At 59.4% G+C, this 25,712-nt stretch carries 25 protein-coding genes; 3 read left to right on the top strand and 22 right to left on the bottom strand.

The features are described from left to right. Nucleotides 1-34: 34 nt before the first annotated feature. Nucleotides 35-730 carry a Bax inhibitor-1 family protein gene (locus PMW67_RS02460; protein ID WP_055286094.1) on the bottom strand — a complete coding sequence of 232 codons (696 nt, stop codon included), beginning with the start codon at nt 728-730 and terminating at the stop codon, nt 35-37. An 84-nt stretch (nt 731-814) separates the two neighbouring features. Further along, entirely contained in the window at nt 815-1,153 is a 339-nt protein-coding gene (locus PMW67_RS02455) for a hypothetical protein (RefSeq protein WP_117758724.1), read from the bottom strand. A 250-nt stretch (nt 1,154-1,403) separates the two neighbouring features. On the opposite strand from PMW67_RS02455, the gene PMW67_RS02450 reads away from it, so the two are divergent. From PMW67_RS02450 to PMW67_RS02440, 3 genes are all read left to right on the top strand, one after another. Continuing rightward, nucleotides 1,404-2,453, top strand: a complete 1,050-nt coding sequence (locus PMW67_RS02450; protein WP_006234237.1) for an inorganic phosphate transporter — start codon at nt 1,404-1,406, stop codon at nt 2,451-2,453. A gap of 67 nt (nt 2,454-2,520) precedes the next feature. Then, the gene (locus PMW67_RS02445) at nt 2,521-3,144 is read left to right on the top strand and encodes a DUF47 domain-containing protein (protein ID WP_138112201.1); all 624 of its coding nucleotides are present in this window, start codon (nt 2,521-2,523) and stop codon (nt 3,142-3,144) included. 281 nt (nt 3,145-3,425) lie between these two features. Then, a complete protein-coding gene (locus PMW67_RS02440; protein ID WP_271738645.1) occupies nt 3,426-3,956 on the top strand; it encodes a nitroreductase family protein in 531 nt (176 codons plus the stop codon). Between the two features lie 166 nt (nt 3,957-4,122). On the opposite strand, the gene PMW67_RS02435 is transcribed toward PMW67_RS02440, so the two are convergent. From PMW67_RS02435 to PMW67_RS02340, 20 genes are all read right to left on the bottom strand, one after another. Further along, nucleotides 4,123-4,797 carry a DivIVA domain-containing protein gene (locus PMW67_RS02435; RefSeq protein ID WP_006234242.1) on the bottom strand — a complete coding sequence of 225 codons (675 nt, stop codon included), beginning with the start codon at nt 4,795-4,797 and terminating at the stop codon, nt 4,123-4,125. Between the two features lie 61 nt (nt 4,798-4,858). Then, nucleotides 4,859-5,104: a YggT family protein gene (locus tag PMW67_RS02430; protein WP_227790178.1), complete on the bottom strand. Its 246-nt coding sequence runs from the start codon at nt 5,102-5,104 to the stop codon at nt 4,859-4,861. Nucleotides 5,105-5,161: 57 nt separating this feature from the next. Then, nucleotides 5,162-5,884, bottom strand: coding sequence for a cell division protein SepF (locus PMW67_RS02425; RefSeq protein WP_006234245.1), 723 nt, complete (start codon nt 5,882-5,884; stop codon nt 5,162-5,164). 60 nt (nt 5,885-5,944) lie between these two features. Continuing rightward, complete coding sequence (locus PMW67_RS02420; RefSeq protein WP_271738644.1) at nt 5,945-6,682, bottom strand: YggS family pyridoxal phosphate-dependent enzyme; 738 nt, start codon at nt 6,680-6,682, stop codon at nt 5,945-5,947. A 119-nt stretch (nt 6,683-6,801) separates the two neighbouring features. Continuing rightward, on the bottom strand, nt 6,802-7,659 hold the full coding sequence (locus tag PMW67_RS02415) for a phosphate signaling complex PhoU family protein (RefSeq protein ID WP_006234247.1): 858 nt from the start codon (nt 7,657-7,659) through the stop codon (nt 6,802-6,804). A gap of 92 nt (nt 7,660-7,751) precedes the next feature. Beyond that, nucleotides 7,752-8,555 carry a phosphate ABC transporter ATP-binding protein PstB gene (pstB, locus tag PMW67_RS02410; protein ID WP_006234249.1) on the bottom strand — a complete coding sequence of 268 codons (804 nt, stop codon included), beginning with the start codon at nt 8,553-8,555 and terminating at the stop codon, nt 7,752-7,754. Between the two features lie 12 nt (nt 8,556-8,567). Then, nucleotides 8,568-9,473, bottom strand: coding sequence for a phosphate ABC transporter permease PstA (gene pstA, locus PMW67_RS02405; protein WP_006234250.1), 906 nt, complete (start codon nt 9,471-9,473; stop codon nt 8,568-8,570). A gap of 3 nt (nt 9,474-9,476) precedes the next feature. Then, nucleotides 9,477-10,403, bottom strand: coding sequence for a phosphate ABC transporter permease subunit PstC (gene pstC / locus PMW67_RS02400; protein ID WP_006234251.1), 927 nt, complete (start codon nt 10,401-10,403; stop codon nt 9,477-9,479). A gap of 1 nt (nt 10,404) precedes the next feature. Next, a complete protein-coding gene (locus PMW67_RS02395; RefSeq protein ID WP_195232066.1) occupies nt 10,405-11,241 on the bottom strand; it encodes a phosphate ABC transporter substrate-binding protein in 837 nt (278 codons plus the stop codon). After that, nucleotides 11,238-12,038, bottom strand: coding sequence for a purine nucleoside phosphorylase YfiH/LACC1 family protein (locus tag PMW67_RS02390; protein WP_138374476.1), 801 nt, complete (start codon nt 12,036-12,038; stop codon nt 11,238-11,240). The genes PMW67_RS02395 and PMW67_RS02390 overlap by 4 nt, the downstream gene beginning before the upstream one ends. 210 nt (nt 12,039-12,248) lie before the next feature. Further along, nucleotides 12,249-13,403 (bottom strand): cell division protein FtsZ, encoded by a 1,155-nt coding sequence (gene ftsZ / locus PMW67_RS02385; protein ID WP_022094491.1) that lies wholly within the window; start codon nt 13,401-13,403, stop codon nt 12,249-12,251. Nucleotides 13,404-13,602: 199 nt separating this feature from the next. Next, the gene (locus tag PMW67_RS02380; RefSeq protein WP_271738643.1) at nt 13,603-14,640 is read right to left on the bottom strand and encodes a cell division protein FtsQ/DivIB; all 1,038 of its coding nucleotides are present in this window, start codon (nt 14,638-14,640) and stop codon (nt 13,603-13,605) included. Between the two features lie 175 nt (nt 14,641-14,815). Then, a complete protein-coding gene (murB, locus tag PMW67_RS02375) occupies nt 14,816-15,727 on the bottom strand; it encodes a UDP-N-acetylmuramate dehydrogenase (RefSeq protein WP_006234257.1) in 912 nt (303 codons plus the stop codon). Between the two features lie 5 nt (nt 15,728-15,732). Next, entirely contained in the window at nt 15,733-17,151 is a 1,419-nt protein-coding gene (murC, locus tag PMW67_RS02370; RefSeq protein ID WP_271738642.1) for a UDP-N-acetylmuramate--L-alanine ligase, read from the bottom strand. A gap of 97 nt (nt 17,152-17,248) precedes the next feature. Next, a complete protein-coding gene (gene murG / locus PMW67_RS02365) occupies nt 17,249-18,364 on the bottom strand; it encodes an undecaprenyldiphospho-muramoylpentapeptide beta-N-acetylglucosaminyltransferase (protein WP_195520529.1) in 1,116 nt (371 codons plus the stop codon). Next, nucleotides 18,354-19,847, bottom strand: coding sequence for a putative lipid II flippase FtsW (gene ftsW / locus PMW67_RS02360; protein WP_271738641.1), 1,494 nt, complete (start codon nt 19,845-19,847; stop codon nt 18,354-18,356). The genes murG and ftsW overlap by 11 nt, the downstream gene beginning before the upstream one ends. 35 nt (nt 19,848-19,882) lie before the next feature. Further along, nucleotides 19,883-21,289, bottom strand: coding sequence for a UDP-N-acetylmuramoyl-L-alanine--D-glutamate ligase (gene murD / locus PMW67_RS02355; protein WP_271738640.1), 1,407 nt, complete (start codon nt 21,287-21,289; stop codon nt 19,883-19,885). Nucleotides 21,290-21,298: 9 nt separating this feature from the next. Next, on the bottom strand, nt 21,299-22,318 hold the full coding sequence (mraY, locus tag PMW67_RS02350; protein WP_271738639.1) for a phospho-N-acetylmuramoyl-pentapeptide-transferase: 1,020 nt from the start codon (nt 22,316-22,318) through the stop codon (nt 21,299-21,301). A gap of 3 nt (nt 22,319-22,321) precedes the next feature. Next, a complete protein-coding gene (locus PMW67_RS02345; RefSeq protein WP_117746964.1) occupies nt 22,322-23,746 on the bottom strand; it encodes a UDP-N-acetylmuramoyl-tripeptide--D-alanyl-D-alanine ligase in 1,425 nt (474 codons plus the stop codon). Nucleotides 23,747-23,872: 126 nt separating this feature from the next. Beyond that, a complete protein-coding gene (locus PMW67_RS02340) occupies nt 23,873-25,495 on the bottom strand; it encodes a peptidoglycan D,D-transpeptidase FtsI family protein (RefSeq protein ID WP_271738638.1) in 1,623 nt (540 codons plus the stop codon). Between the last annotated feature and the right edge of the window lie 217 nt (nt 25,496-25,712).

Genomic DNA, 25,712 nt, shown 5'->3' with positions numbered 1-25,712 from the left:
TTACACGCACGGCAAGCACCGCCGCAATTCGCCACTAGTCGCGACGGCCCAGGATGTTCAGGATGCGCAGGAACACGTTGATGATATCCACAAATAGATTAGACGCCATGAGCACGGCGTTGGGCAGCGTAGGCGGCACCGTCGTGGCAACATAGGTGTCGTAGCCAATAAAGCCGGCGAACACCACGATCACGATCAGGTCGGTGATGGTCTGCGAGACGCCCATGAACATCAGCACGATCTCAACCAGAATAGTGGCGAGCAGAATGCCAAAACCGATGCCATATACGCGCTGGAAGAACTTGGGGAAGGTCACGCCCAACGCGCCAAAGACAAAGGTGATGGCGGCCGTGGCGATAAAGGCAGTGTTGATGGTGGGCAGGTCGTAGTTGGCAAGGCCAAACGACGCGGTCAGGCCAAAGGTACTCGCAAAGATTACATAGCCCACAAGGGACAGGCCCACGGACTGCTTGCTGGCGGCGGCCGACATCATGACCATGCCGACGATGGTCAAAATAAACGAGCCAAAGACCAGCGGCAAGGCGGCGCCGCTCATCATCATGCGCGCAAACGACATGGTGCTCGTAAAGTAGGCGCCGGCGCCCATGGCGCAAAAGCCTAAGAAGATCAGGGCAGACATGGCGAGATTGTACGCGCGCGGCGACATCTCCTTGGCGCGGCTTGCGCCGCTCTCGACGGGGCCGTTCTGATAGCCCTGGATATCGTTCATAGGTTCGTCCTTTCAAAAAGCGCCACAAATAACGGCGCAGTAGCTGACAAGATTCCTGTCATTGTACCCGAACGCCGTGCGTCCTTACCTACGGCGCTCGCCCTCAAGCGTACGATCAAACGCCCAGACCCACCAACGCATCACGTGGGCCTGCGAGCCGTCCGGCCGTCCGCACGCCTGGTCCTCCAGATACAACTCGGTCGCATGCCCGCCAAAACGAACCTTATACGTTGCCGTACGAACACCGTGAACCGTTAAGCCAAAGCCCGTGGACGAGACAATCTCGTCAATTGTAAAGCAGCGACCGTCGACCCAGCAGACGGTGACCGGCACGACTTGTCCGCCCGCGAGGATGCGAGCCACGACGTCCACATACTGCTTGTGTACGCGCCGAGTTTTGCCGTCTGTCTGTCGATATTCCATGCCCCCTATTATCGAACGCATGTTTGCATGTTGTAAAGCGAACAGACTGTGGTTTTGGAGTGTCGTAGTAATCGCACGTGTCCGCATGGCGTGTTAGCAAAAAGAACACCCGCGGTCAACAGGGCTAATATTCAATTTTAGTGCCAAAAAGTTCACTTCTCCCATCAGAACTCGGTAAAGAGACCCGCAGGAGGTGATACGATTTATCATGTTTTTGTAACGTGTCTGCAAACTTCGAGAAAGCCCATATATGGACGTAACGTTCTCAACCTTCCTCGGCCAAATTGTGTCGAACCCAGTCCTTGCCGTCACCGTGATCCTCGCGTTGGGCGCCATCTTCGTCAATGGATGGACCGACGCGCCCAACGCCATCGCGACCTGCGTCACTACGCGTTGCATGCCCGCCCGCGCCGCCATTCTCATGAGCGCCGCATTCAACTTCCTCGGCGTGCTCATCATGACGCACTTTAACGCGAGCGTCGCCAACACCATCTCACATATCGTCGACTTTGGCGGAAACAGCACCATGGCGCTCGCCTGCCTATGCGCGGCGCTGTTCTCCATCGTCGTCTACGGCGCCACAGCGTCGCGTTTTGGCATCCCCACCTCGCAAAGCCACAGCCTTATCGCCGGCCTGACCGGTGCCGCCATCGCCCTCGGCGGCGCGAGCAGCGTCAACGTCCACGAATGGATGAAGGTCATCTACGGCCTGGCGCTCTCCATCGGCCTGGGCTTTGTCATGGGCTGGGTCCTGTGCAAGCTCGTCTCGATTCTTTTCGCCGCCGCCAACAGGCGACGTGCCAATGTCTTCTTTAAATACGCTCAGATCGCGAGCGCTGCGGCCATGAGCTTTATGCACGGCGCGCAGGATGGACAGAAGTTCATCGGCGTGCTCTTTTTAGGCGTGGCCTTTGCCAGCGGCCAGACGAGCGTCGGCGATGCAGGCATCCCCATCTGGATTATGCTGCTGTGCTCGGCCACCATGGGTATCGGCACCAGCGTGGGCGGCGAGCGCATCATCAAGTCCGTCGGCCAGAGCATGGTCAAGCTCGAAAAGTATCAGGGCTTCTCCGCCGACCTCGCGGGCGCCGCGAACCTGCTACTTGCCACCCTTACCGGCATCCCCGTGTCCTCCACGCACATCAAAACCTGCGCCATTATGGGTGTCGGTGCCGTCAAGCGCCTTTCGGCCATCAACTTTGGCGTCGTCAAGGACATGATGTTCACCTGGTTCTTCACCTTCCCTGCCTGCGGACTCATCAGCTTTGTCATGGCCAAGCTGTTCATGATGTTCCTCTAATCAAACCGAGCGTCCATCCGGACCGCAACACTTCGCCCACCCGTCTTCGCCTCGAAAGGACCCACCCATGGCAAAGAAACCCGATTCGTTCTACTTTGACAACTACGTCGCTTGCGCCGACCTCGCCGTCCAGGCCGCAGAGCTGCTCACCAAGATTTTTGAGAACTTCGATCCCGCGCAGATTCACGACATGCTCAATAAGATGCATGCGATTGAGCATGCGGCAGACAAGAAGCACCACGAGCTCGAAGACGCCCTGCTCACCGCCTTTATCACCCCGCTCGAGCGCGAGGATCTGGATCTGATGAGCTGCGCGCTCGACACCGTGCTCGACCGCATCGAGGGCGTCGTGCAGCGCGTCTACTTCACCAACATCCAGAGCATCCATCCCGACGCCATCGTCATCGCCCACAAGGTGACTGACGCCTGCCGCGCCATGAAAGACCTGATGGTCGAGCTGCCCAACTACCGCAAGTCCAAAACGCTGCGCGAGCTGGTCATCCAGATCAACACGATCGAGTCCGAGGCCGACGAGCTCTACATCAACGCCATGCGCAACCTGCACGTTAACGGCAAGGACCCGCTCGAGGTCATCGCTTGGCGTGACGTGTACGCCTTCCTGGAGTACTGCGCCGACTGCTGCGAGAATGTGGCCGATGTCGTGGATTCGATTGTCATGAAGAACAGTTAATTGGGGGTACGTGTCCCGGCGGCGAAGGGCCGGCCACGGTTTGCTTTCTCACTCCGGCTGCGTAGCAGAGTCGTTCGAAAGTAAACCGTGGCCGGCCCTTCGCCTTACGTACCACCATTGGGAACTTTTGCTGATGGTTTGAGTGTAATTGGGTCTTGGCTGATGTGACCTTTTATGCCCGAATGGATACTTTGGGGCTGTGATGGGCGTTTGGGTGGATGGGGCTTTGGGTACCCTTTGTTTTACTTTGGATTGATTTGCTGACTTTGGAGGGTTTGGTTATGTCGTATTTGGATCTGGCTCGGGGTCGTTATTCTTGTCGCGAGTTTGAGGATCGTTCTGTTGAGCAGGCTGTGGTGGATGCCATTGTTGAGACTGGGCGTATTGCTCCTTCTGCTTGCAATAATCATCCTTCTCGTGTGATGGTGTTGGATACGCCTGAGCTTCTGGAGAAGGCTGCTGCTTGTCAGCCTCGGTTTGCTCGTGATGGGTCCATCTTTGGCGCACCGCTTGTCTTCCTTATTTGCAGCGTTACCGATGATGCTTGGGTGCGCCCGTATGATCAGATGAATTCCAGCGAAATCGATACTTCAATCGTCTGCGATCAGATGATGATGGAGGCCACCGAGCAGGGCCTGGGAACGTGCTGGGTATGCCATTTTAAGCCTGGGGTGGCACAGGAGCAGTTCAATCTGCCCAAGGGCGTCTATCCCTATCACATGCTCGTCTGTGGATATCCTGCCGACCACATCGCCGATCCCGAGCATCGCGAGGCCCGTACCATTCCCCTCTCCGACTTCCTCCTCAAGTAGGTTTTGGGACATGCCTTAAAACCTACCCTTGACCGCTCACCCGTTCGCCGAGTTCTGCGCCATTATGTGCAGGGCTCGGTTTTTTATGTTACGCACTCCGGCACAGTCATAAAAAAGGACCCGCAAGCTGCGGGTCCTTTCTAGGCACTAAATTGTAGGCCGAATGTTAGTCCAGGTCGTCGGCAGCAAAGTTGTCGATCGGGGCGAAGGGATCGGCCACGGGGACAACCGGGTCAGCGACGGGCAGCGGCTCGGCGGGAACAGTCACTGCAGGAGAAGCGGCAGAACCGACCGGCGTGGAAGCCATCAGATCGGCCGGGAAGGAATTCTGGGCATCGTCCATGAAGTGCTGGATGAGCTTGAGATACTCTGCCTTGAACTCCTCACGGGAAGCCTTGAGACGATCGATCTCCTCGAGCTCGGCCTGCTTCTCGGTCAGAGCCTGGCGGATAACCTCGCGGGCCTTGGCGTCAGCCTCGTTGCGGATACGCTCAGCGTTCTCGTTGGCATCGTTGACGATGGTCTCAGCGGTCTGCTGGGCAGCGATCAGGGCAGCGGAAATCTGGCGCTCCTGAGCGGAGAAGTCAGGGGCGGGAGCAGCCACGGGGGCGGCAGGAACGGCCTGGGCGGTGGCATCCTGAGCCTGGGCAAGCTGAGCCTGCGCATCGGCAAGCTGCTGCTCGGTAGCAGTCAGACGACCCTTAAGGTCGACGATCTTAGCGAGCATAGCGTCAACCTCGGAGGACAGCGTCTCCAAGAAGACGTCGACCTCGGCAGGATCGTAGCCACGCTTGGCCTCAGAGAAAGTCTGAGCCTGGATGTCTGCAGGGGTAATAGCCATAACAAGTCTCCTTTTTCATCGCCTCGGCGCTACACGCCCGACGTAAGTTACTAAGACAGCTCTACACGAGTATACCTATAAGAAGCTGCAGAACCAGCCTCTGCACCAACTGCAACGCAATAATCGCAACGACCGGCGAAAAATCGATACCGCCCATCGGCGGGATGAAACGACGGAACAGGTTGAGCCACGGACCGCACACGCTATCAAGCACCGCAGCAATATCCTGAAGCAAACCACCCTGCTTCATGGGAATCCACGTCATAAAGCAGTAGACGACAATGAGCGTGGAATAGAAGTTGAACAGCGTGTTGACCAGCTGGACGATAGTGTAGATGTTGATGGGAATCTCCTCGTCTTGTCTTTACTTAAGGTAGCCGTCGGCACGAAGCTTCTTGAGATCGGAATCTTTGACCTCGCAACCGGCGGGCAGCACCATGAACACGCGGTCGCCCACCTCCTTGACCGTGGCACCCAGACCGCAGGCAAAGCCGTAAGAGAAGTCCAAGACGCGCTTGGCAACTTCGGTGCGTACGCCCACAAAAATCAGTGCGACAGGCTGCTTGGTGCGAACGCGGCGCACCACAGTCTCCACGTCGTCATAGCTCTCGGGGCGCAGGACATAGGCCGGCAGCTGCGGCGTGGCGTTGATGATATTGCTCGCATAGGCCGAGGCATCGCTCGGTGCAGGCGCGGGTGCAGCGGCGGCACGGGCGCGGGTATTCTCGGCGTAGCTCGACGGCGTGTCATAGGCACCGGGACGATAACCGCTCGCAACACTGTCCTGCGAGCGCGAAGGCGGGTTATACGTCGTGGCATGGCGAGAGTCATCGCCGACCAGCTGACCGGAGCGCGTATACACGGCAACCGACTCAGCTTCACCGCGGCGCGTCTGACCAAGCAGGCCGTTGCTCGGCTCGTCTTGGGTGTAGAAGCCCTCGCCCGAAGCACCGCTGTAGCCGTTGTTCTGATAGCCATCGTCGTAGCCGTCATCGTAGCCGTAGTCGTCGTCCTGGCCATAACCCTGGTCGTAACCCTGCTGGCCGCCCAGGTGCATCTTATTTTTAATCTCGTCAAGGAAGCCCATGGTTGTGTCCTCTCGCGGTTTAGTGCAGGCGCCCCGATAATCAGTGCGCACTTCAGAGCCTTATTTTACTGCAAACTCCGGGCTAAATACTACCCTGCCCAGGCGAACGAGCGTAGAGCCCTCCTCAAGGGCAGACTCAAAGTCCTCGCTCATACCGCAGGAAAGCTCAGGCAGGTTCAAATCGGGATGCGCCGCCTCCAGCTCATCCCTCAGCTCACGAAGCCCCGCAAAGGTGCGGCGTGCCACATCCTTATTCCCCCGGGGCGCCATAGTCATAAGCCCCTGTACGCAAATTCCCTCAAGTTCTGCAAGCTCACCCGCGGCGGCGCGAATCTCATCGGGTGAAAAGCCTCCCTTCGACTCCTCACCACTCACATTGACCTCAATGAGCACACGCTGGGAGCCGACGAGCTCGCCTGCCTCAATCTTGCGAACAGCACGGCTCGAGATCGCCTGCGCCAGATGCAGCGAACCCACCGAGTGAATCAGCTCGGCTGAGCCCAGCACCGCATTGATCTTATTGGTCTGCAGGTTGCCGATCATATCGAAGCGCACCTCGGGCAGCTCCGGATGCTCCGCCAGACCCGTGAGCTTGCGAACCAGCTCCTGCGGGCGGTTCTCGGCAAAATGGCGATACCCCGCCTGGATGGCGGCAACGGTCTCATCGACACCAACGGTCTTGGACACGGCAATGAGGCTCGCGGCGTCGTGGGGACGGCCCGCGCGATCGAGCGCCGCATAAAAACGTTCCAGAATCTGCTCGCGGCGAGCGCGCATCAAGTCCAAATAGTTATCCATTGCCAATCGCCTCCGCTGACAGCCAAACAAGTAGTCCCATGCTAACGCAAGAGCGCGGCCCCGCATGTGCAAGGCCGCGCTCACTTAGGTATTTACAATCTTTCGACGAACGGGGTTACTTACTCCTCGTCGTCCTCGCCATCGTCCTCATCCTCAAGATGATCGAGCAGGTAGCGAAGACCCTCGCTGACCTCGTTAACGGGCACCTTGGCAACGTAGCGTGCATCGACGGCGGGCCTCATGATAACACCCTCGCCCGAAGGCACGCGCATGCTCTCGAGCTCATCCTCATCAGTGCAGGCGATATCACCGGCAGTCATACGCTGTCCGGTCAACAGGAAGGTCAGACGGCAGGCGGCATCGATGGAAATCGAGGCGATGCGATCGAGATAGCGCGATACCATGATGGCGCGGCGCAGGTCGTCATAGTTGCTGTCGTCGTCCATAAAATCGCCCGTGTCCATGCGGTTAAAGGTGCGGAAGAACTTCTCGTAGGCGGCGTGCACTGGCTCGTCCTCGACGGCCAAGTTGCAGATGATGGACATGTCGTTGGTGACGAGCGCAGAAAGCGAAGAGCCCAGCACCTGGTAGACGGCCTCAGCCTCGGCCTCGACCGTGCCGACAAGCTCCTTGGGCAGCGAGATGTCGGCCTTGATCATATGACGCGTGGCGCGGCAAATCTGGCGAACCTTATCGGTCATGCGCTGCAGGTTAAAGTCGACGTAGATGATCGTCTGCAGCAAGCGGAAGTCGGAGGCGACCGGTGACTGCGTGGCAATCAGGTTGTAGCAGACGGCCTCCAGGTTGGCGCAGCGTGCGTCAATCGAAAGCGTGCGCTTCTTGGTCTTGGTGGCGAGCTTGCGGTCGTCGGTCACATAGGCCTTCACGGCATCGTGGAGGGCCAGATCGACGGCCTCGTAGATGCTCAGCATCTCGTGACGGGCCTCGATGAGCTGACGGGAAAACAGTTTGCGCATGGTTCACTCCAATCAGTTGGGTGCGGTCATGCCGCCCGCACAGTGAATACGCACCGGACCAGATCCGATCGGCTTGGGACTAGTCGCACCGATCAGCCAAAGCGGCCGGTGATATAGTCTTCCGTCCGCGAGTCCACAGGGCTGGTGAAGATCGCGTCGGTTTGACCATACTCGATGAGCGTAGCGGGCTCGCCGGCAACTTCCTGCAAGAAGAATGCGGTGTAGTCGCTAATGCGAGCTGCCTGCTGCATTGAATGCGTGACGATGATGATCGTCATCTCGGGCGCCAGCTCGGCCATCAGATCCTCGACCTTAGAGACGGACGTGGGGTCGATGGCGGAGCAGGGCTCGTCCATCAGAAGGACATCGGGTTGCACCGCAAGCACGCGCGCGATGCACAGACGCTGCTGCTGACCGCCCGAGAGCGCCAAACCATCCTTGTTGAGCTGATTGGATACCTCTTTCCAGAGGTTGGCGCGCTTGAGCGATTCTTCCACGATGTCATCGAGGTCACTTTTGCTAGTCACGCCCTGCAGACGAGGGCCAAAGGCGACATTCTCGTAGATGGATTTGGGAAACGGGTTGGGCTGCTGAAAGATCATGCCCACGCGACGACGGAGATCGACCGGATCGACACCCTCGGCATAGATATCGTTGCCGTCGAGCGTCATGGTGCCCTCGACGCGCGTGCCCTCAATCAGGTCATTCATGCGGTTGATGCAGCGCAAAAACGTCGACTTGCCGCAGCCCGAAGGGCCAATGAAGGAGGTGATGGCGTTTTTGGCGATGTTGAGGTCAAGCCCCGTCAGCGCATGAAAGTCACCGTACCAAAAGTTGAAATCCTTGGCCGTAATGGCCGCTTGCTCCAACGCGGGAGCGGACTGATAAACGGACATGGGACTCCTTAACTAGCGACGCTTGCGCGACAGGAAGCGCGCAAACAGGTTGAAGGCCAAAATGATCACCATCAGCAAGAGCGCGGTGCCGTAGGCTGCGTTCATGTTGATGCCGTCGTTGGCAAGCAGGTACAGGTGAACGGTCATGGGACGACCGGAATCGAGCGGCGAAATAGGTAGATTGATGGCCTGGCCCATGGTGTAGAGCACCACGGCGGTCTCGCCGATGGCACGGCCGATGGCAAGGACGATGCCCGTGGCAATGCGGCCAAAGGCCGAAGGAAGCACGATCTTGGAGACGACCTGCCACTTGGTAGCGCCCAGGCCGTACGCGCCCCAACGGATATAGCGCGGAACGGCGCGAATGGCTTCTTCGGTGGTGCGCATGACGATGGGAAGCATCAAGAGCGCGAGCGCCAGAGCGGCCGAGACCATCGAAAGGCCCAGGCCCATAGCCTCGACAAACAAGGCGTAGCCAAACAGGCCCATAACGATGGAGGGCACCGAGGCCAAAGCGTCAGCAGCGTAGCGAATGAGCTCGACGACCTTGCCCTGCTTGGCGTACTCGGCCAGATAGACGGCTGCCAGCACAGCGATCGGCGTGCAGATAAGCATGGCGAGCGCCGTCACGTAGACGGTCGAGACGATCGTGGGCCAAATTCCGCCCTCGGCGTTGACGCCCTGGGGCCAACCGAAGATAAAGTCGAGCGAGATGTGTGGCAGGCCGTTGATGACCACGTAGGCGATGATAGCGACCAGCACCAGCGTGGTGATGTAGGCAGCGGCACGAAACACGCCAAGCATGATCTTGTTGGACAGGTCCTTGTTGATGCGGCCCTTCTTGCCGTGGGAAAGGGCACGCTTGATGCGCTCGCGCGACGAGGTCGTATCGACCGTCGTGTCAACGGAATCGGACATAGCCTACCCCCTCTTCTTCTTGGAAATCAGACGAACGATACCCACCAGCGTGGCGGAGATGATAAACAGGACCACACCCATGCCGAACAGCGCCGAGCGGTGCAGACCCGAGGAATAGCTCATGTCGAGCGCAATCTGGCTCGTGAGCGTCGAGATGGGGCTCGCAATGCTGTCGGGAATAACCGGGGCGTTACCTACGACCATGAGCACGGCCATGGTCTCGCCGATGGCACGGCCCATACCCAGCACGATGGCATCAACGATACCCAGCTTCGCGGCAGGTAGCACGACCTTATAGATGGTCTGCCACTTTGTGGCGCCCATGGCATACGATGCCTCGCGAATGCCCATGGGAATGGAATTGAGAGCATCGATGGTGAGCGTGGTGATGGTAGGGACGATCATGATGGCGAGCACAAACCACGCCGTCAGCGCACCAAAACCAAGGCCGCCGGTCAGTTGTGCGATAAACGGGCGGATGATGATCATGCCAAAGAAGCCGTAGATGATGGAGGGTATGCCCGCCAGCAGGTCAACGGCGGGGCTGATGAGCTTGCGCACGCGCTTGCTGGCAATCTCGACCAGGTAAACGGCCGTACCCACGCCCAGCGGCACGCCCATGGCGAGCGCACCGACGGTCACCAGACCCGAGCCAGCAAGCAGCGACAAGATGCCGTAGTGGCCCTCGGAAGGCGCCCACGTAAAGCTAAAGAAGTCAGCCAGACCGATGTCAGTAAAGACGGGCAGCGCCGAGTACGTGGTAAAGACAAAAATCAGGATGACGGTAACGACCGCCAAGAACGCGCAGGCAAAGAAGATCCACTGCAGCGCCTTCTCCTTGATATAGGTACTGCGCGATACGAGCGCCAGCTCGCGCTTCTTGGGCGTCTGAACATTCTGCTCAGTCTGGGAGTTTTCCTGTGCTTCCATGCTACTCACTCCCCTTCTCGTCGTTGGTGACGGGAATAAAGCCCGCCTCGCGAATCTGCTTGTCCATCTTTTCGGACGTCACATAGTCGATGTAATCCTGCGCCTGCTGCGAAGGCACACCCTTCACAAAGAAGTAAAGGTCGCGCGAGATGGGATAGCCGCCACTCGCGACCGTCTTCTCGGACGCCTCAACATGATTGACCGAGACGGCCTTGACCGAGGTCTTGGCGTTGAGGCTATCGACGAAGCCCAGCGAAATGTAGCCGATGGCCCCACGCGAACGAGATACCACGTCGCGCACCTGGCCCGTACCCGAAAGAACAGCCGAGCGGCGATCGAACGGCGTGCCATCCATCACGATGGTACGGAAGGCCTCGCGCGTACCGGACGCCTCGTCTCGGTTGATGACCTGAATCCTCAGGTCCTCGCCACCGACCTCTTTCCAATTGGTAATCTTGCCGGCGTAGATATCGCGGAGCTGCTCGGTCGAGAGGTTATCGACGGGGTTGTCGTCGTTCACGATGACCGCAATACCGTCGTGGGCAATGACGATGGGAGTCAGGCCCAGATCCTGTTCGTCGGCATTGAGTCCACGGGAGGAGCTGGCGATATCGGCCGTGCCGGCGCTGACGGCCTCGATCCCAGCGGAAGAACCCAAACCGGAAACGAGCACGTCGATGCCGGTCTCCTCCTTAAAGCCCTCGGCCGCAATCTCGGCGATAGGAAGGCAGGTCGTGGAGCCGGCCACGGTAATGGAAGAGCTAGAAGATCCCGAAGAACAGGCGCACAGCGTAAGCGTAAGCACAGCGGCGCTCAGGACCGATACGATCTTTCTCATAGCATCACGCCGATCGCAGCATGGCGCCCACAGGTGCCGTCCTCGTTACGGTAGGAATAAAAGCGGTCGTTCTGACGCACGGTCGAAAGCTGGGTATCCACGATATTATCCGCGTCGACACCGACATCTACCAGCGCCTCGCGAATGGCAGCGGAAAGATCGAGCATGCGAGAGGTATTCGCATCGATGCAAGAGAACTCGGCGGCAAAGCGATCCATGAGTTCCTGGGATACCTCATATTCGTCACCCAAGATATGGGGGCCGATATAGGCGGAAACGTCGCTCGCATCGCAACCGGCAGCATCGCAAAGCGCCTGGCACGCCTTGGCGGAAATACGTGCAATCGTGCCCTTCCAACCGGAGTGCACCACGGCAAATCCGCCGGGGGCCACCAGCACCACGGGAACGCAGTCGGCAAAGCAGAGCAGCACGGGCACGTTATGCGCCGTGCAGACGATGGCATCACAGCCCTCGGCAATCTGCTCGCGAACGTCCTCAAGGTCATCGGCGCCGTTCGAGGTCACCGCAACGATATGATCACCATGGACCTGATTGGGAACGAGCAGGTTGTGCTCGCACTCGGCGGCACCCATAGCCTCGAGCGCACGACGACGATTTTCTTGAACAGCAAAGGGGTCATCGCCAACATGCGAGCCCAAGTTGAGTGAGGAGTACGCATCTTCGGAAACGCCACCGGCGCGCTCGGTGAAGGCAAAGCGAACATCGGATGTCGCGCCCTCCACCAACGTAACTCCATCATGGTCGACACGCGAAACTTTGTCCGCACGTGCTGCCATACTAAAGCCTCCTAATAACACAAGTACCGCGGCATCGCCGCTACAGCCCGCGTTTATACGGCTGTCATACTTCTCTAAAAGGATACCTGCTGCGCTGGAGGCAATCGTAAAGGGAACGTAAAGAGATTGGAGGTTCTAGTTTACAAAGTCGAAATAAAAAGGGCGCGTCCATACGGACACGCCCCTGTGCACAACAATGCAAAGAACGACTTAGAAGCTACCGCGCTTCAGGAAGTCGGGAAGCTCGAACTGATCGTTGCCGAAGTTAGGAAGCTCGGTGCCACCGACGTTGCGGGTCGGAGCGGCCTGAGCCGGGCTCGTGGCAGGAGCGGTGCGCTGCGGCTCAGCGGAGGCAGCGGCCTTGCTCTGAGACTGCTGAGCAGCAAAGAGCTCGTCCTGACGGTTGACGTTGGAGTCGGAGAAGCCCGTAGCGATGACGGTGATACGCACCTGATCGCCCAGGGACTCGTCGACAACGGTACCGAAGATGATGTTGGCCTCGGGGTCGACGGCGTTGGCGACAACGTCGGCGGCGTCGCTAATCTCCTGGATGCCCAGGTCCTTGGAACCGGCGATGGAGAGCAGCACGCGCGTGGCGCCATCGATGGAGCTCTCGAGCAGCGGGCTGGAGATGGCCTGCTGGGCAGCGTCGACGGCACGGGTATCCCCAGAAGAGGTACCGATACCCATCATGGCGGTACCGGCCTGCTTCATGATGGTCTTAACATCGGCGAAGTCCAAGTTGATGATACCGGGGACGGTGATGAGGTCGGTGATGCCCTGGGTGCCCTGGGAAAGGACGCCATCGGCAATCGCGAAGGCCTCGAGCATAGTGGTCTTCTTCTCGGCGATGTCGAGCAGCTTATCGTTGGGGATGACGATCATGGTATCGACGCAATCGGAGAGGGTCTTGATGCCCTCCTCGGCGCTCTTCTTGCGCTTGCGGCCCTCGAAGGTGAAGGGCTTGGTCACGACGGCGACGGTCAGTGCGCCGACCTCGTTCATCGCGATATCGGCAACGATAGGAGCAGCGCCGGTACCGGTGCCACCGCCCTCGCCGCAGGTGATGAACACCATATCGGCGCCAGCGAGCGCCTCGGCAATGTCGTCGCGAGACTCATCGGCAGCCTTGCGGCCAACCTCGGGGTTGGCGCCGGCGCCCAGGCCGCGGGTAAGGTCGGTGCCGATGTGCACCTTGATATCGGCATCAGAGATCGCGAGTGCCTGAGCATCGGTGTTGATGGCAACAAACTCGACGCCGCGGATGCCCTCTTCGATCATTCGATTGACCGCGTTGGTACCGCCGCCGCCGACGCCGACCACCTTAATGACGGCAAGGTAGTTGTTGATCTCTGTCTCGTGCATGTCGGTCCTCCGAACAAAGGTTATAGCCATAGCATGGGTCGACCCCTGCGCACATTAACCTTCAGGTTGAAAGTAAATGCAAAGGTAAACCGTATTATGTTTGCACATTATGAACGTATCAGTCAAATAATTGACCGTGAAAACCAAACAAACCAGATAAACGGCGTGGTATGGCCCCTCAACAAAGCATCAACCAGCGCTACGAGGTCGGAGCATTCCTAAATGTGTAGTTACCCGGAGAGCGCACATTGATATACGTTACGCCCTCTACCTGCGAAAGCAACTTGGTGACTACGCGTTCCTTCTTGACGATATCGTCCGAATCGCCCAGCGACACTTCAATGCCGTTATTGAGGTTTGCCGAGATGGCTTCGACCGAAGGCGTGGAAATATCCTTGACTTGTCCCAAGAACTCGCTCGAAAAACCACGCACATAATCCAACCCAGCCTTAACGGCCTTGGAGCTCACTGCCTGGCCGGAAACCGGAGCGACATCCGCCGAGACATCAGTCAACAACACCGCGCCATAGTGCTTAGCGAGCGCAAGTGCGGCATCAATGCCGGTCAGGGTATTTGAGCCCTGCCCTGTCGTGATGACGTTGCCCTGGTCGTCAACTTCGACCGACGTCGACAGTGGGGCGATCCAGGTGTCATCATCCCCGATGGCCCAGGCAAGGTCATCGGAGCTGATATAGGCAATTGCGATGACCTTGCGCTCCATCGGCGTAATGATGAGCGTATGCGGGAACTGACGCTGGACATCCACGCCCGAGACCCACGGGTTCTGCTTGAGATCCTCGGTAATCTGGTCGGGATCGACGTTAAAAAGCGACGTTCCCTCGGGCAAATCGATCAGCTGAATAGCATCGTGCTTCGTCACATGCTCGCTGCCTTGAATCTGAATATCAGTGGCGGTAAACAATCCAGAGTTGATCACCACGACGGCAACGACGACGAGCACGGCCAAGACGGCCAGAACGCCGCCCACGATTTTGCCTTTGCCTGCAACGACAGAAGCGGCGTCTGACGTTTTATTTGCCATCGCCCCAAGTGAAGACAACGGGTTGACGCCTTTTTTACCCGAAGGCTTCTTGGCGGTAGCCGGCACCGATGTCAGCGAGCGCGGTTTCGATGCGCCCAGCGTGCGACCCGGACGCGCCGCCTTAGTTCCCGTCGAGGGCTTAGGAGTTGCCATGGGACGGGCAGGCTTGGCGCCCATAACAGGCTTAGGCGTCACCGAGGGACGCGAGGACTTTTTTGCGGCCGGACGATTACCGAGCTGAGAGCCGACGACCGGACGCCCGGCCTGTCGAGCATGCCCGACAGACTTAGAGTGCGCGACGGTATTGCGTTGAGGTTTGGCAGGCGCGCCGGAACGCCCTCCGGCGCGGCGGAAGGTAGGTTTCGATGCTCTAGAAGCCGAGGAATTTAACTTCCGGTCTGAGCTCGATGCCATACGCCTCCCTCACCTTTCCGTGCACATGTCTGATAACCGCGGCAACGTCATCGGCCGAGGCAGTTCCGTTATTAACGATAAAATTAGCGTGAACGGGCGAAACTTCCGCGCCGCCAATCGAAAAACCCTTTAATCCACAATCCTCGATAAGCTTGCCCACACTCGCATCGGGCGGGTTGCGAAAGACTGACCCGCAGGATGCGCGACCCATGGGCTGCGTACGCTTGCGCCTCGTCAGGTACCGTTCCATGCGCTCGCGAATGTCGGCCTTGGGCGCCGGTTTAAGCTTGAGCACGCACTCGAGGATGATCTCATTGCGGGGAAGGCTACATTCGCGGTAGCCCCAAGTGATCTCGGACCCCGCATAATGCTTGATACCGGATGCCGGGTCAAACGTTACGACATCCTCAACCAGCGAGCCAATCCACTCGGTCCGTGTGCCTGCATTCATAGATATCGCACCGCCAACCGAGCCAGGGATGCCAACGGCAAACTCAAGGCCCGAGAGGCTACGCGACAGGGCATCGTTGACCAGGCGCGCAAACATCACGCCCGCACCGACCGTCAGCGTACAACCGTCATCGGCAACAACCGTGCGCTGAAACTCACGTCCGAGCGAAATGACGGCACCGCGATAACCGCCATCGGCAACCAGCAGATTGGAGCCCTTGCCGATGATGACCCACGGCACCTGCTCGCGATCGAGCACCGCCACGGCGCGGCGGAGGGCATGATAGCTATGGCACGTCACAAAGAGGTCGGCCTTGCCGCCGATACGATAGCTCGTATGACGCGCAAGGCGCTCGTCCTCGATCACATCCGTGTCGATCATACCCGAGAGCGCCATGACGGCGTTAAACAGACCCATTAGACTTAAGCGTCTTTCTTGGCAGTCAGATACTCGATAAACTCGGGACCGACGGTCGTAACGTCACCAGCACCCATAGTGAGCAGCAGGTCGCCCGCGCCCACCATCTGCTCGAGCTCCTGATTGAGCTCAAGACGGCTGGAGCAGTACACGACCTCCTTGCCAGGATGCTTGGCGCGCACGGTATCGGCGAGCATCTTAGAGGTGACGCCCGGAATGGGCATCTCGCCAGCCGAGAACACATCAATCAGCAGCAGTTTATCGGCATTGGCAAATGCATCGGCAAAGTCGTCGCACAGGGCCTGCAGGCGCGAATAGCGGTGCGGCTGGAACACGACGTCGACGTGCTTGTAGCCCAGCGACGAAGCAGCAGCAAGCGTCGCCTTGATCTCGGTGGGGTGATGGCCGTAATCATCGACCACGGTGATGCCATCGATATCGCCCACGTGGGTAAAGCGACGGCGGACGCCCTCAAAGCTCGAGAGCGCCTTGGCGGCGGCGTCGATGTCAAGGCCCAGGACATGGGCGACGGTGAGCACCGCCGTGGCATTGAGCATGTTATGGCGACCGGGATTGCTCTTGATCTCCACAGCGTGCTCAGTGCCGTCCTCAAAGCGAACGATAAAGTCGCTCTGGATGCCCTTGACATCCGGGTGCATGCAGGCGATGTCGTTGCTCTCGGCAAAGCCGTAGGAAAGCACGTGACGACCCGTCGACTTGGCGAGCTCGACCAGATGCGGGTCCTCACCGCAGACGATGACGGTGCCGTCCTCGCCCACCAGGCTCATGAATTTGGCGAAAGTCGCCTCGATCTCCTCGATACCCGAGTAGTGATCGAGGTGGTCGGCCTCGACGTTGGTCACGATGACCACGTTGGGGTTCAGGAACAGGAAGGAGCTGTCGGACTCGTCGGCCTCGGCGACAAAGTAGTCGCCCGAGCCGTTCTTGCCGTTCGTGTCATAGCCCTCGACGATGCCACCGATCAAGAAGCTCGGATCCAGACCCATGCGGTCGAGCATGGTGGCGCACATCGAAGACGTGGTGGTCTTGCCATGCGTGCCGGCAACAGCGACGGTGGTGTAGCCGTGGCCCAAAGCAGAGAGCATCTTGGCACGGGGCCACACGGGAATACCAAGCTCGCGAGCGCGCACGAGTTCAGGGTTGGACTCCGGAATAGCGGTGGAGACAACAACCACGTCGGGCTTGACCTCGTCGATCGTAGCGGCCTCATGGCCCACATGCACCTTCACACCAGCGCGGGTAAGCTGGCGAATATAACGTGACGTCTTAAGGTCGGAGCCGGTAACGGCATAACCGCGCTCGTGAAGAACGAGGGCGATGCCACTCATGCCGGCGCCGCCGATACCGATAAAGTGGGCGCTCTTAAACTCGGGCGCGGAGGTTGCAGTCTGGGAATCAGCCATGTGCTCGTGTACTCCTTGCGTAAACACTGCCTGTAACCCGTTAACTGTACCGCACCTACCGCATCAGCGCGAGGGCGACCGACGATATCCCGTCTAACTAACGCAAACCCTCTACCGCATCCGCCAGAAGAGCGGCGGCCCTATCCTGAGCCAGACCACGCGCCGCCTGACGCATGGCGTCGCGTGCCGCCGCGTCATCGACCAGGTGCAGCAGCTCATCGGCAAAGGCAGAACCGTCGATATCGGCATCGGCGCAGAGCACGCCGGCCCCGGCGTCGACCAGATAACGGGCATTGGTGGTTTGGTGGTCGGCCGTCGCATGCGGGTACGGCACGAGCACCGAAGGCACGGCGAGTGCAGCGATCTCGGCCACGCTCGATGCGCCCGAACGCGAGAGCACCAAATCGGCAGCAGCCAGCATATCGCCCATGTTGTCGATGTAAGGCTGGACGCGGTAACGCTTCGCCTCCTCGGGCGTCAGCGCCAAAGCGCGCTCGGTCTCCTCAAAGCCGTCGGCACCAGTCGAATGCAACACATAGAGGTTCTTGCGCGAAAGCAGCTCGTTTTTGAGCGAAACCACGCGCTCGTTGAGGTGCTGGGCGCCAAGTGAACCGCCAAAGACGAGCAGCAGCGTAGCGTCCTCGGGAACGCCAAGTGCCTTACGTCCGCGAGCGCGATCGCCCTCGATCACCGAGCGACGTACGGGGTTGCCGGTCATGAGCACGTGGTCAGGGTCACCTTCGCGCTCAAAGACCGAACGCGCTGCCGGCACCGAGATGCACACGCGGGCGGCGTGGGAGTTCATCATCTTGTTGGCCAGGCCCGGAACAGAGTTCTGCTCATGCAGCAGATACGGAACGCCCGCGCCCTTGCACCACCCCAGCAGCGGAACCTCGACATAGGCACCAAAACCAATGGCGGCATCGGGCTTGCCGACCTTTGAGAAATGACTGGCGAGCGCACGCTTGGCCTTGTTGACACGCCACAGCGAGGTGAGCGCCGTCCAAGGACGGGAGCGGTCGAAGCCCGTGACCGTAATGGGCACAAAATCAAACCCAGCCTCGGGGACCAGACGACCCTCGAGCTTGCGCGACTGGCCCACGAACACAACGTGGTGGCCACGGTCACGCAGCTCTTCGGCCAAGGCGAGCGCGGGGTTGATGTGTCCTGCCGTGCCGCCGGCTGCAATAGCAACGGTCATTTTATCGGTCATGGTAGTCCCTTCGTACACGCGGTCCCTGGTCGTCGGCGCGCAGACGCGCCGACGGGTCCGAGTTCAAATCGATTCGATTATATCCGCCGCCCGCGTTGCGAGGGCTGGGGCGCTGCGGACGACCTTGCGGAGCCGTTCGCGGGCGTGGACGAGCTGCCGGCTCGGATGCAGAACCATCCAGAACGGTAAAGCCGCTACGCGAAGGTCGTTCACCGCGCACGTGGGGCACGCCGGCGGTGCTCTCATCCATAACGGCAAAGCTCTCACGGCGGCGGTCATACTCATCGCGGCGGGCGCTCTCGTATGAAACGCGCAGGATCAACCCGGCAAGCATAAGCGACACAATAATCGACGAACCGCCGTAGCTAATAAACGGCAACGGTTTGCCCGTCATGGGAAATACGTTGAGGATGCCCAGCGCGTTAATCAAAAACTGCACCGCGAGAATGACCGCGGAGCCAGACGCCATAAGCGCGCCCCGACGATCGGTCGCCTGCTCGGCAATGCGAAACGCCGAGTAGATCAGCATCGCAAACACCAAGAAGAACAGCACAGTTCCGACAAAACCGACTTCCTCGCCAATGATGGCCAAGATGTAGTCGTTGTGTGCCTCGGGCAGATACGAGTACTTCATGGTTGAGTTGCCGATGCCACGGCCGAACAGACCGCCCGAGGCAAAGGCCATGATGGCAAGCGTGGCCTGATAGCCGTCACCATACTCGTCGGCCCAAGGGTTCAAGGCAACCTGAATACGCACCATACGGTACGGCTCTGCGACAAGCGCAATCACGATCACGAGAATGCCGAAGATTAGCACGCCGATGATAAATCTGGGGTCGAGACCCGCAAACAACGCCATGCACATGAGGGTCAACAGGATGATCAGGACAGTACCGAAATCGGGCTGGATAAAAATCAGAAAGAGCGAAATGCCCAGGTAGATGCCCATCTTGCGAAGGAATTCGTTGATGTTGCCACCGGGCGAAAAGAAGCGATCAAGCATGATGGCCGAATACGCAATGGCAAATGGCTTTAAAAACTCGGAAGGCTGGAACTGAATACCGGCGATGTTGAGCCAGCGCGTGGCGCCGCGGCTGCCGCTGCCCACCAAGAACACCAGAAGCAGTAGCCCTATCATGCCGATAAGGAAGATCCTGAGCACATCCTCCCCAAACCAGCTGTCCGGCAAAACGCGCACGATGGCAATCAGCGCCAGAACACCGACCACGGCAAACGCGGCCTGTCGACCCAGAAAAAACGTCGCCGAGCCATTCTCGTGCAGCGCCTCGACCGAAGACGCCGAGTACACCATCAGCAGGCCAAAGCATACCAAGGTAAACAAGCAGGCCATGAATATCAAACGGGGGCGCATGATACGGGCGGGAACGCCGGCAATATAGCGTTCGCTAAACGACTGCCCGCCGCGGCTGGAACGCGGTGTGATGCGCCGTGAGGAAGCACGGTCCGAGTCGGGCCTCCTCATACCTTGTCGGGGGCTCTCCTCTCTCACCGCAACCCCTATTCCATTTGTGATTTCGCTGTAGCGGCAAGCTGAGCCACGTAGTCCTTAAACACGCGGCCGCGCTCCTCATAGCCCGAGAACTCATCGAACGAAGAGCAGGCAGGTGAAAGTAAGATCACGTCACCACGGCTCGACAACGAACGAGCAACGTCCACGGCGTCGCGTAGGTCATCCGCCTGGGCGATATCCACATCGCCATCGACATCGGCCTCGTCCATAGCGGCGGTGAAGCGCTCGCGCGCATCGCCAAAGCAGACGACCGAGCGTACGTTATCCATAACGACGCGCGCGAAGTCCGTGAGCGGCGTGCCCTTATCGTGGCCGCCGAGCAGCAAGATCACGTCGTCATCGGGAAATGCCGTCAGTGCCTTCTCGACCGCATCGGTGTTGGTCGCCTTGGAATCGTTGACGTAGCGCACGCCGTCAATCTCGCCACACGGCTCCACGCGGTGCTCGAGCGGCTGGAACGAGGCAAGACCGCGGCAGACACCATCGACATCGGCACCGACCGCCAAGGCAGCCGTGGCAGCGCACAGGGCATTGATAACATTGTGATGGCCCGAGATCTTGAGCTCGGATGTAGCGATGAGCGGGGTCTCGACGCCCTTCAGACGCACGATCATCTTGCCATCGCGCACAAAGGCGGCATCCTCGCCCTCAGGCTCGTCAAAGGCAACCTTGCAGATGCGACGACCCGGCGTGTAGATGTACTCATCGAACTCGTGAATGCCGGCGTCTTCGACGTCGACAACCGCCAGATCGTCATCGACCATATTGTCAAACAGTTTAATCTTGGCAAGCGCATAGTTCTTATGGCTCTTATGCCAGCCCAAGTGGTCGGGAGTGATGTTGAGCAGCACCGCCACGCGGGGGTGGAGCTCGGTTGTCGTAGCAATCTGATAGCTCGAGAGCTCAGCCACAAACCACTCGTTGTGGGCTCGGCCGTCAATCTCGTTGACCGGCGGCTCGCCGATGTTGCCGACAGCAACGCTGGCCTCGCCGGCAGCCTTAAGCAGATAATCAGTCAGCGACGTGGTGGTCGTCTTGCCGTTGGTGCCCGTGATGGCAATCCAGTTATCGGGCGACAGGCGATAGGCAAACTCGGGCTCACCCATAATCTGGGCGGCATGCTCGCGCCCAGCCTTAAAGAAGCCCGAGAACTCCGAGATGCCCGGGCACGTCACGCATACGTCATAGGCGCCCTCGACCTGTTCGGTCCCATAGACAAACGACGCACCAGCAGCCTCGAGCGCACGCGTGGCGTCATTGGGCTCAGAGGTGCCACCGCCATACACGGTAACGGCACTTACGCGCTCGGGATGTGCCAGCGCCCAGCGGGCGACATCGAGACCGGATTTGCCCTGACCCAAAACGAGCAGGCTAAAGACATCAGCAAGAGACATGAAAGACCACTATCCCAACTGGAAGAACAGAGCAAGGCCAACGGCACCAAAGGCAGCAGCGATAATCCAAAAACGGATGACGACCTTGGTCTCGGCCCAGCCCTTCTTTTCGAAATGATGATGGATGGGCGCCATAAGGAAGACGCGCTTGTGCGTAAAGTGGAAGTAGACAACCTGAATCATGACCGACAGGGTCTCAACGATAAACAGGCCGCCGATGATAAGGGAGACGACCTCGGTGTTGGTCATGATGGACGTGCAGGCAAACGCGGCGCCCAGGGCAAGCGAGCCGGTATCGCCCATAAAGATGCTCGCCGGATAGCAGTTGAACCACAGAAAGCCCAAGCAGGCACCGGCACACGCGGTGCAGAAGATGGACAGGTTCACGTCTCCGTGCAAAAACGCCATGGCAGCCATGGCGAGCATGGCAATCATGGAGGTGCCGCCAGCAAGACCGTCAAGGCCATCGGTCAGGTTCACGGCATTAGAAAGACCGGCGATCATCAGCCAGCAAAAGACAATGTAGAGCCACGGGAACGAAAGGCCGCAGATGGTGGTCGAAAGCACGCCAAGGTCAATCGTCAGGCCGCCGGGAAAACGAATCTCGGGGGCGACGCCGCACCAGTTAACGGCAAGTACCGTAAAGGTGACACAGATAATGGTTAGGCCGATCATCTTGGCATGAGGCGTCAGACCGAGCGAGCGCCCATGCGTAACGGAGGTCAGGTCGTCGATCAGGCCCAGCACGCCAGTCGCCAGCGTGGCGAGCAGCACGAGCACGAGCTCGGTGGTGAGCTTGCCCCTCAGCAGGCAGGTCAGCGAAATCGCAACAAGGATGATGACGCCGCCCATGGTCGGCGTACCCTGTTTAATCAAATGACGCTTGGGGCCGTCGGCTCGGACCTGTTGGCCGATACCCTCGACCTTCAGCAGCTTGATCCACCACGGCATGAGCAGCAGCGCAATGGCAGCGGCGATGCCAAGCCCCAAAAAAGCCTGATACGTTGGATACGAGGGATTGCCGAACATGGGCTAGCACACACCTTCCACAAAGCGGTCGAGCTCAACAAAGCGGGAACCCTTGACCAGTACAACATCATGTTTTTCAAGCGCGCCGCCCATGCGGTCGAGCACCTGCTGATAATCGGAGAACACCTGGATGCGGTCCTCGTCCATGCCCATCATGCGCGCGGCATCGGCCATAAGCTGGGCCAGCTCACCACCCACGCACGCCAGCATGTCGAGCTTCTTGGCGGCCGCATAGGCGCCCACGAGCTCATGCATGCGAGGAGCCTCATCGCCCATCTCGCCCATCTCGCCCAGGATCGCCATGCGAGACCCCGTGCACGAAAGCGAGCACAGTAGATCGAGGCCAGCAGCCATGGATTCGGCACTGGCGTTATAGGAATCGTCGATGACGCGGGCACCGCTCTTGGCGCGCTTGATCTCCTGGCGGTGACCGGTGATCGTGAGGCCCCTAAAGGCAGCATCGATCTGCTCGGGCGTCACGCCCAGGCGATAGGAAACCGCGGCGGCCTTAACGGCATTAGGAACGGACTGCACGCCGGGGATGGCAAGCATGGTATCGATCGTCTCACCCTGGCCAAAATCGAGCGTAAAGACCGGACGTCCCTCGTCATCAACACGAATGTCGCGGGCACGGACCTCATCATCGTCCGAGACGCCGGCCAGCATCACATCGATACCAGCAGGCTGGGCGAACGTATCGCGAATGAACGGCGTAAAGTCGTCCTCACCGCCCAAAACCAGCAGCGGCAAGAAGTCGCCGGCGGCGCACATACCCTGGACAATCTCGGCCTTAGCGCGGGCGATGTTCTCGCGGCTGCCCAAAATGCCGATGTGAGAGGTACCAATCTTGCTTACGATGGCAAGGTTGGGATTGGCGGACTGGGACAGACGCTCAATCTCGTGGAAATGGTTCATGCCCATCTCGAGCACCAGGACCTCGGTATCGGCCGGAGCGGAAAGCACCGTGAGCGGCATGCCGATCAGGTTATTGAAATTGCCCTTGGTGGCCCAGACACGATAGCGCTTGGCGAGTACAGCGGCGAGCACGTCCTTGGTCGTCGTCTTGCCGATGGAACCGGTAATGCCAACGACCAGGCAGCCAAGCTCCAGGCGATACGTGTGCGCCAAACGCAGCAGAAACTCCTCGGGATCATCGGTCAGCAAGATGGCACAGCCCCTGTCCTGTGCCAGCGAGACCAGCTCGGCCTCGGGCTCACGCGTCATCACGACGGCGCCGGCACCCGACTGGACGGCACGGGAAGCAAAATCATTGCCGTCGACGTTTTCACCGGGAAAGGCGACGAAAATCGTCCCTTCCTCGACCTGGCGCGAGTCGATAACGCACCCGCGGCATACCCGATCGGCTTCTCCCGTCACGGTTCGGGCCCCTGTTGCGGCCGCGAGGTTGTTGACGGCGATCTCTATCATTGCAGCTCCCCTGTAAACCTAATAATGCTATCGGCGTATTGTATCCCAGCGCCGCGCATGCGTGGTGCAGGGCATGTGAACACCCTCATATGGGACAACAAACCAGGCCCCAAAGATTGTAACCCCCTACCTCGTGTGCGGGATACCCAGCACGTCGAGCGCGTTGGCCATAATGGACTGGAACGGCACCGCAGCGGCATCCGAGCCGCTCGGCGTTCCGTCGAGCGTGATATAGCACAGCACCTTGGGCGATTGTGCCGGTGCAAAGCCCATAAAGGACGACATATAGTTCTCCTTGAGGTAGCCGCCGTTCTCGTCGGCTCGTTCGGCCGTACCGGTCTTACCCGCCACGTCATAGCCGTCAACCGCGCCGCCAACGCCCGTTCCCTCGGACACGACCGTCTGCATGCACGATGTCACCTGGGATGCGGCATCCTCAGAAATCGCACGCTCGCCTTCGCCCCAGTCCTTCTCGTCGCCCTTGCTGGACTTATAGAAGTGCGGGGTCATCATCACGCCGCCGTTGGCGATACCGCCCACGGCACGTGCGATCTCAATCGGCGAGACGGACAGTGCCTGTCCAAAGCTCATCGAGCCCAGCGTGGCGCCGTCATACTGGTCACGCTCCTTGACGATACCCAGGCTCTCTCCCGGAAAATCGACACCCGAGCTGTGACCGATGCCCCACTTGTCCACATAGGCGGCAAAGTCGTCGGCACCGATCTTGCGCCCCACTAGGACAAAGCCCACGTTGGACGAACGGCGCATCATCTCGCGCACATCCATGGTCATGGCATAGTCGCGCTTGTCGGCATCGGTGACGGTATCGTCGCCCACCTTGATGCTCGCCGGCACCTCAAACGACGTACTCGATCGCACGACGCCCAAGTCGAAGCCGGCGCCCGCCACGAGCGTCTTAAAGACCGAGCCGGGCTCGTAGGCGTCGGTGACCAGGCGCAGATTCATATCCTCGGTCTTGGCATTCTCCAGATCGGTCTGGTCGTAGGTCGGGTACGAGCAGGCTGCCAAAATCTCGCCTGTCGTAGGATCGGTGACCAGCGCCGAGCCGTTCTTGGCCTTAGTCTTCTCAACTGCCTCTGCCAGGGCATCCTCGGCCGCACGCTGGATATTGACGTCGAGCGTCGTCACGATATCAACGCCGTCGACCGCAGCCACCTTTTTATAGGCACCGCCCGCGATATAGCTGCCGTCCCTCGCGCGCTCGCGTACGAGAGAACCGTTCGTGCCGGTCAGAAGCTTGTTGTATTGCTTTTCGAGACCCGTCAAGCCGTCGTTGTCTACATTCACTACACCCAGCACCTGCGATGCCAGATTGCCGTATGGATATACGCGCTTCATGGCCTGCTCAAAAAGCACGCCGGGCAGGTTCTTCTTCTCCAGCGCCGCAACATCGTCTTCGTCCACCTGGCGCTTGATATACACCCAGGTTCCATCGGACTCAACGAGCTTGCGGCAGGTCTTTTTATCGATTCCAGCTGCCTTGACCAGCGCCGACACCGTCTTGTCAACATCCTCGACAAGCTGCGGGTTCACGGCGATGTTGCGACATTCGACCGACGACGCCAGCACGTTGCCGTTGCGGTCGTAGATGGTGCCGCGTTTGGCATAGAGGGTCTGCGCAAGCAGGCGGCGCGCATCGGCGCGCTCGCGCAGTTTATCGGCTTCGACAATTTGATAGTCGGCAAGGCGAAAGACGCCCAAGCCCAAGCCAAGCCCGATGAAGCCCATGACGGCTTTGCGGCGAGGCAGAGGCGCGCCTGTGAGCCATTCGGTCGACGAACTCTTGCGCGACCTGGTGTTATGCACTTGAGGGCCGCCCGAGCCGCGAAGTCGCGACGCCGGGTCGTTGCCACGGGACCGCCCGGCGTTGTAAGATTGCCGACCCGTTCCTTGATAACCAGAACGTCCCCGCGACGAGGGACGTCCAGAACCGCGGCCCCCATCG

It is taken from the genome of Collinsella aerofaciens (assembly GCF_028209395.1).
Taxonomy (GTDB): domain Bacteria; phylum Actinomycetota; class Coriobacteriia; order Coriobacteriales; family Coriobacteriaceae; genus Collinsella; species Collinsella aerofaciens_AZ.
This window is presented reverse-complemented; position numbering and strand designations above follow the sequence as displayed.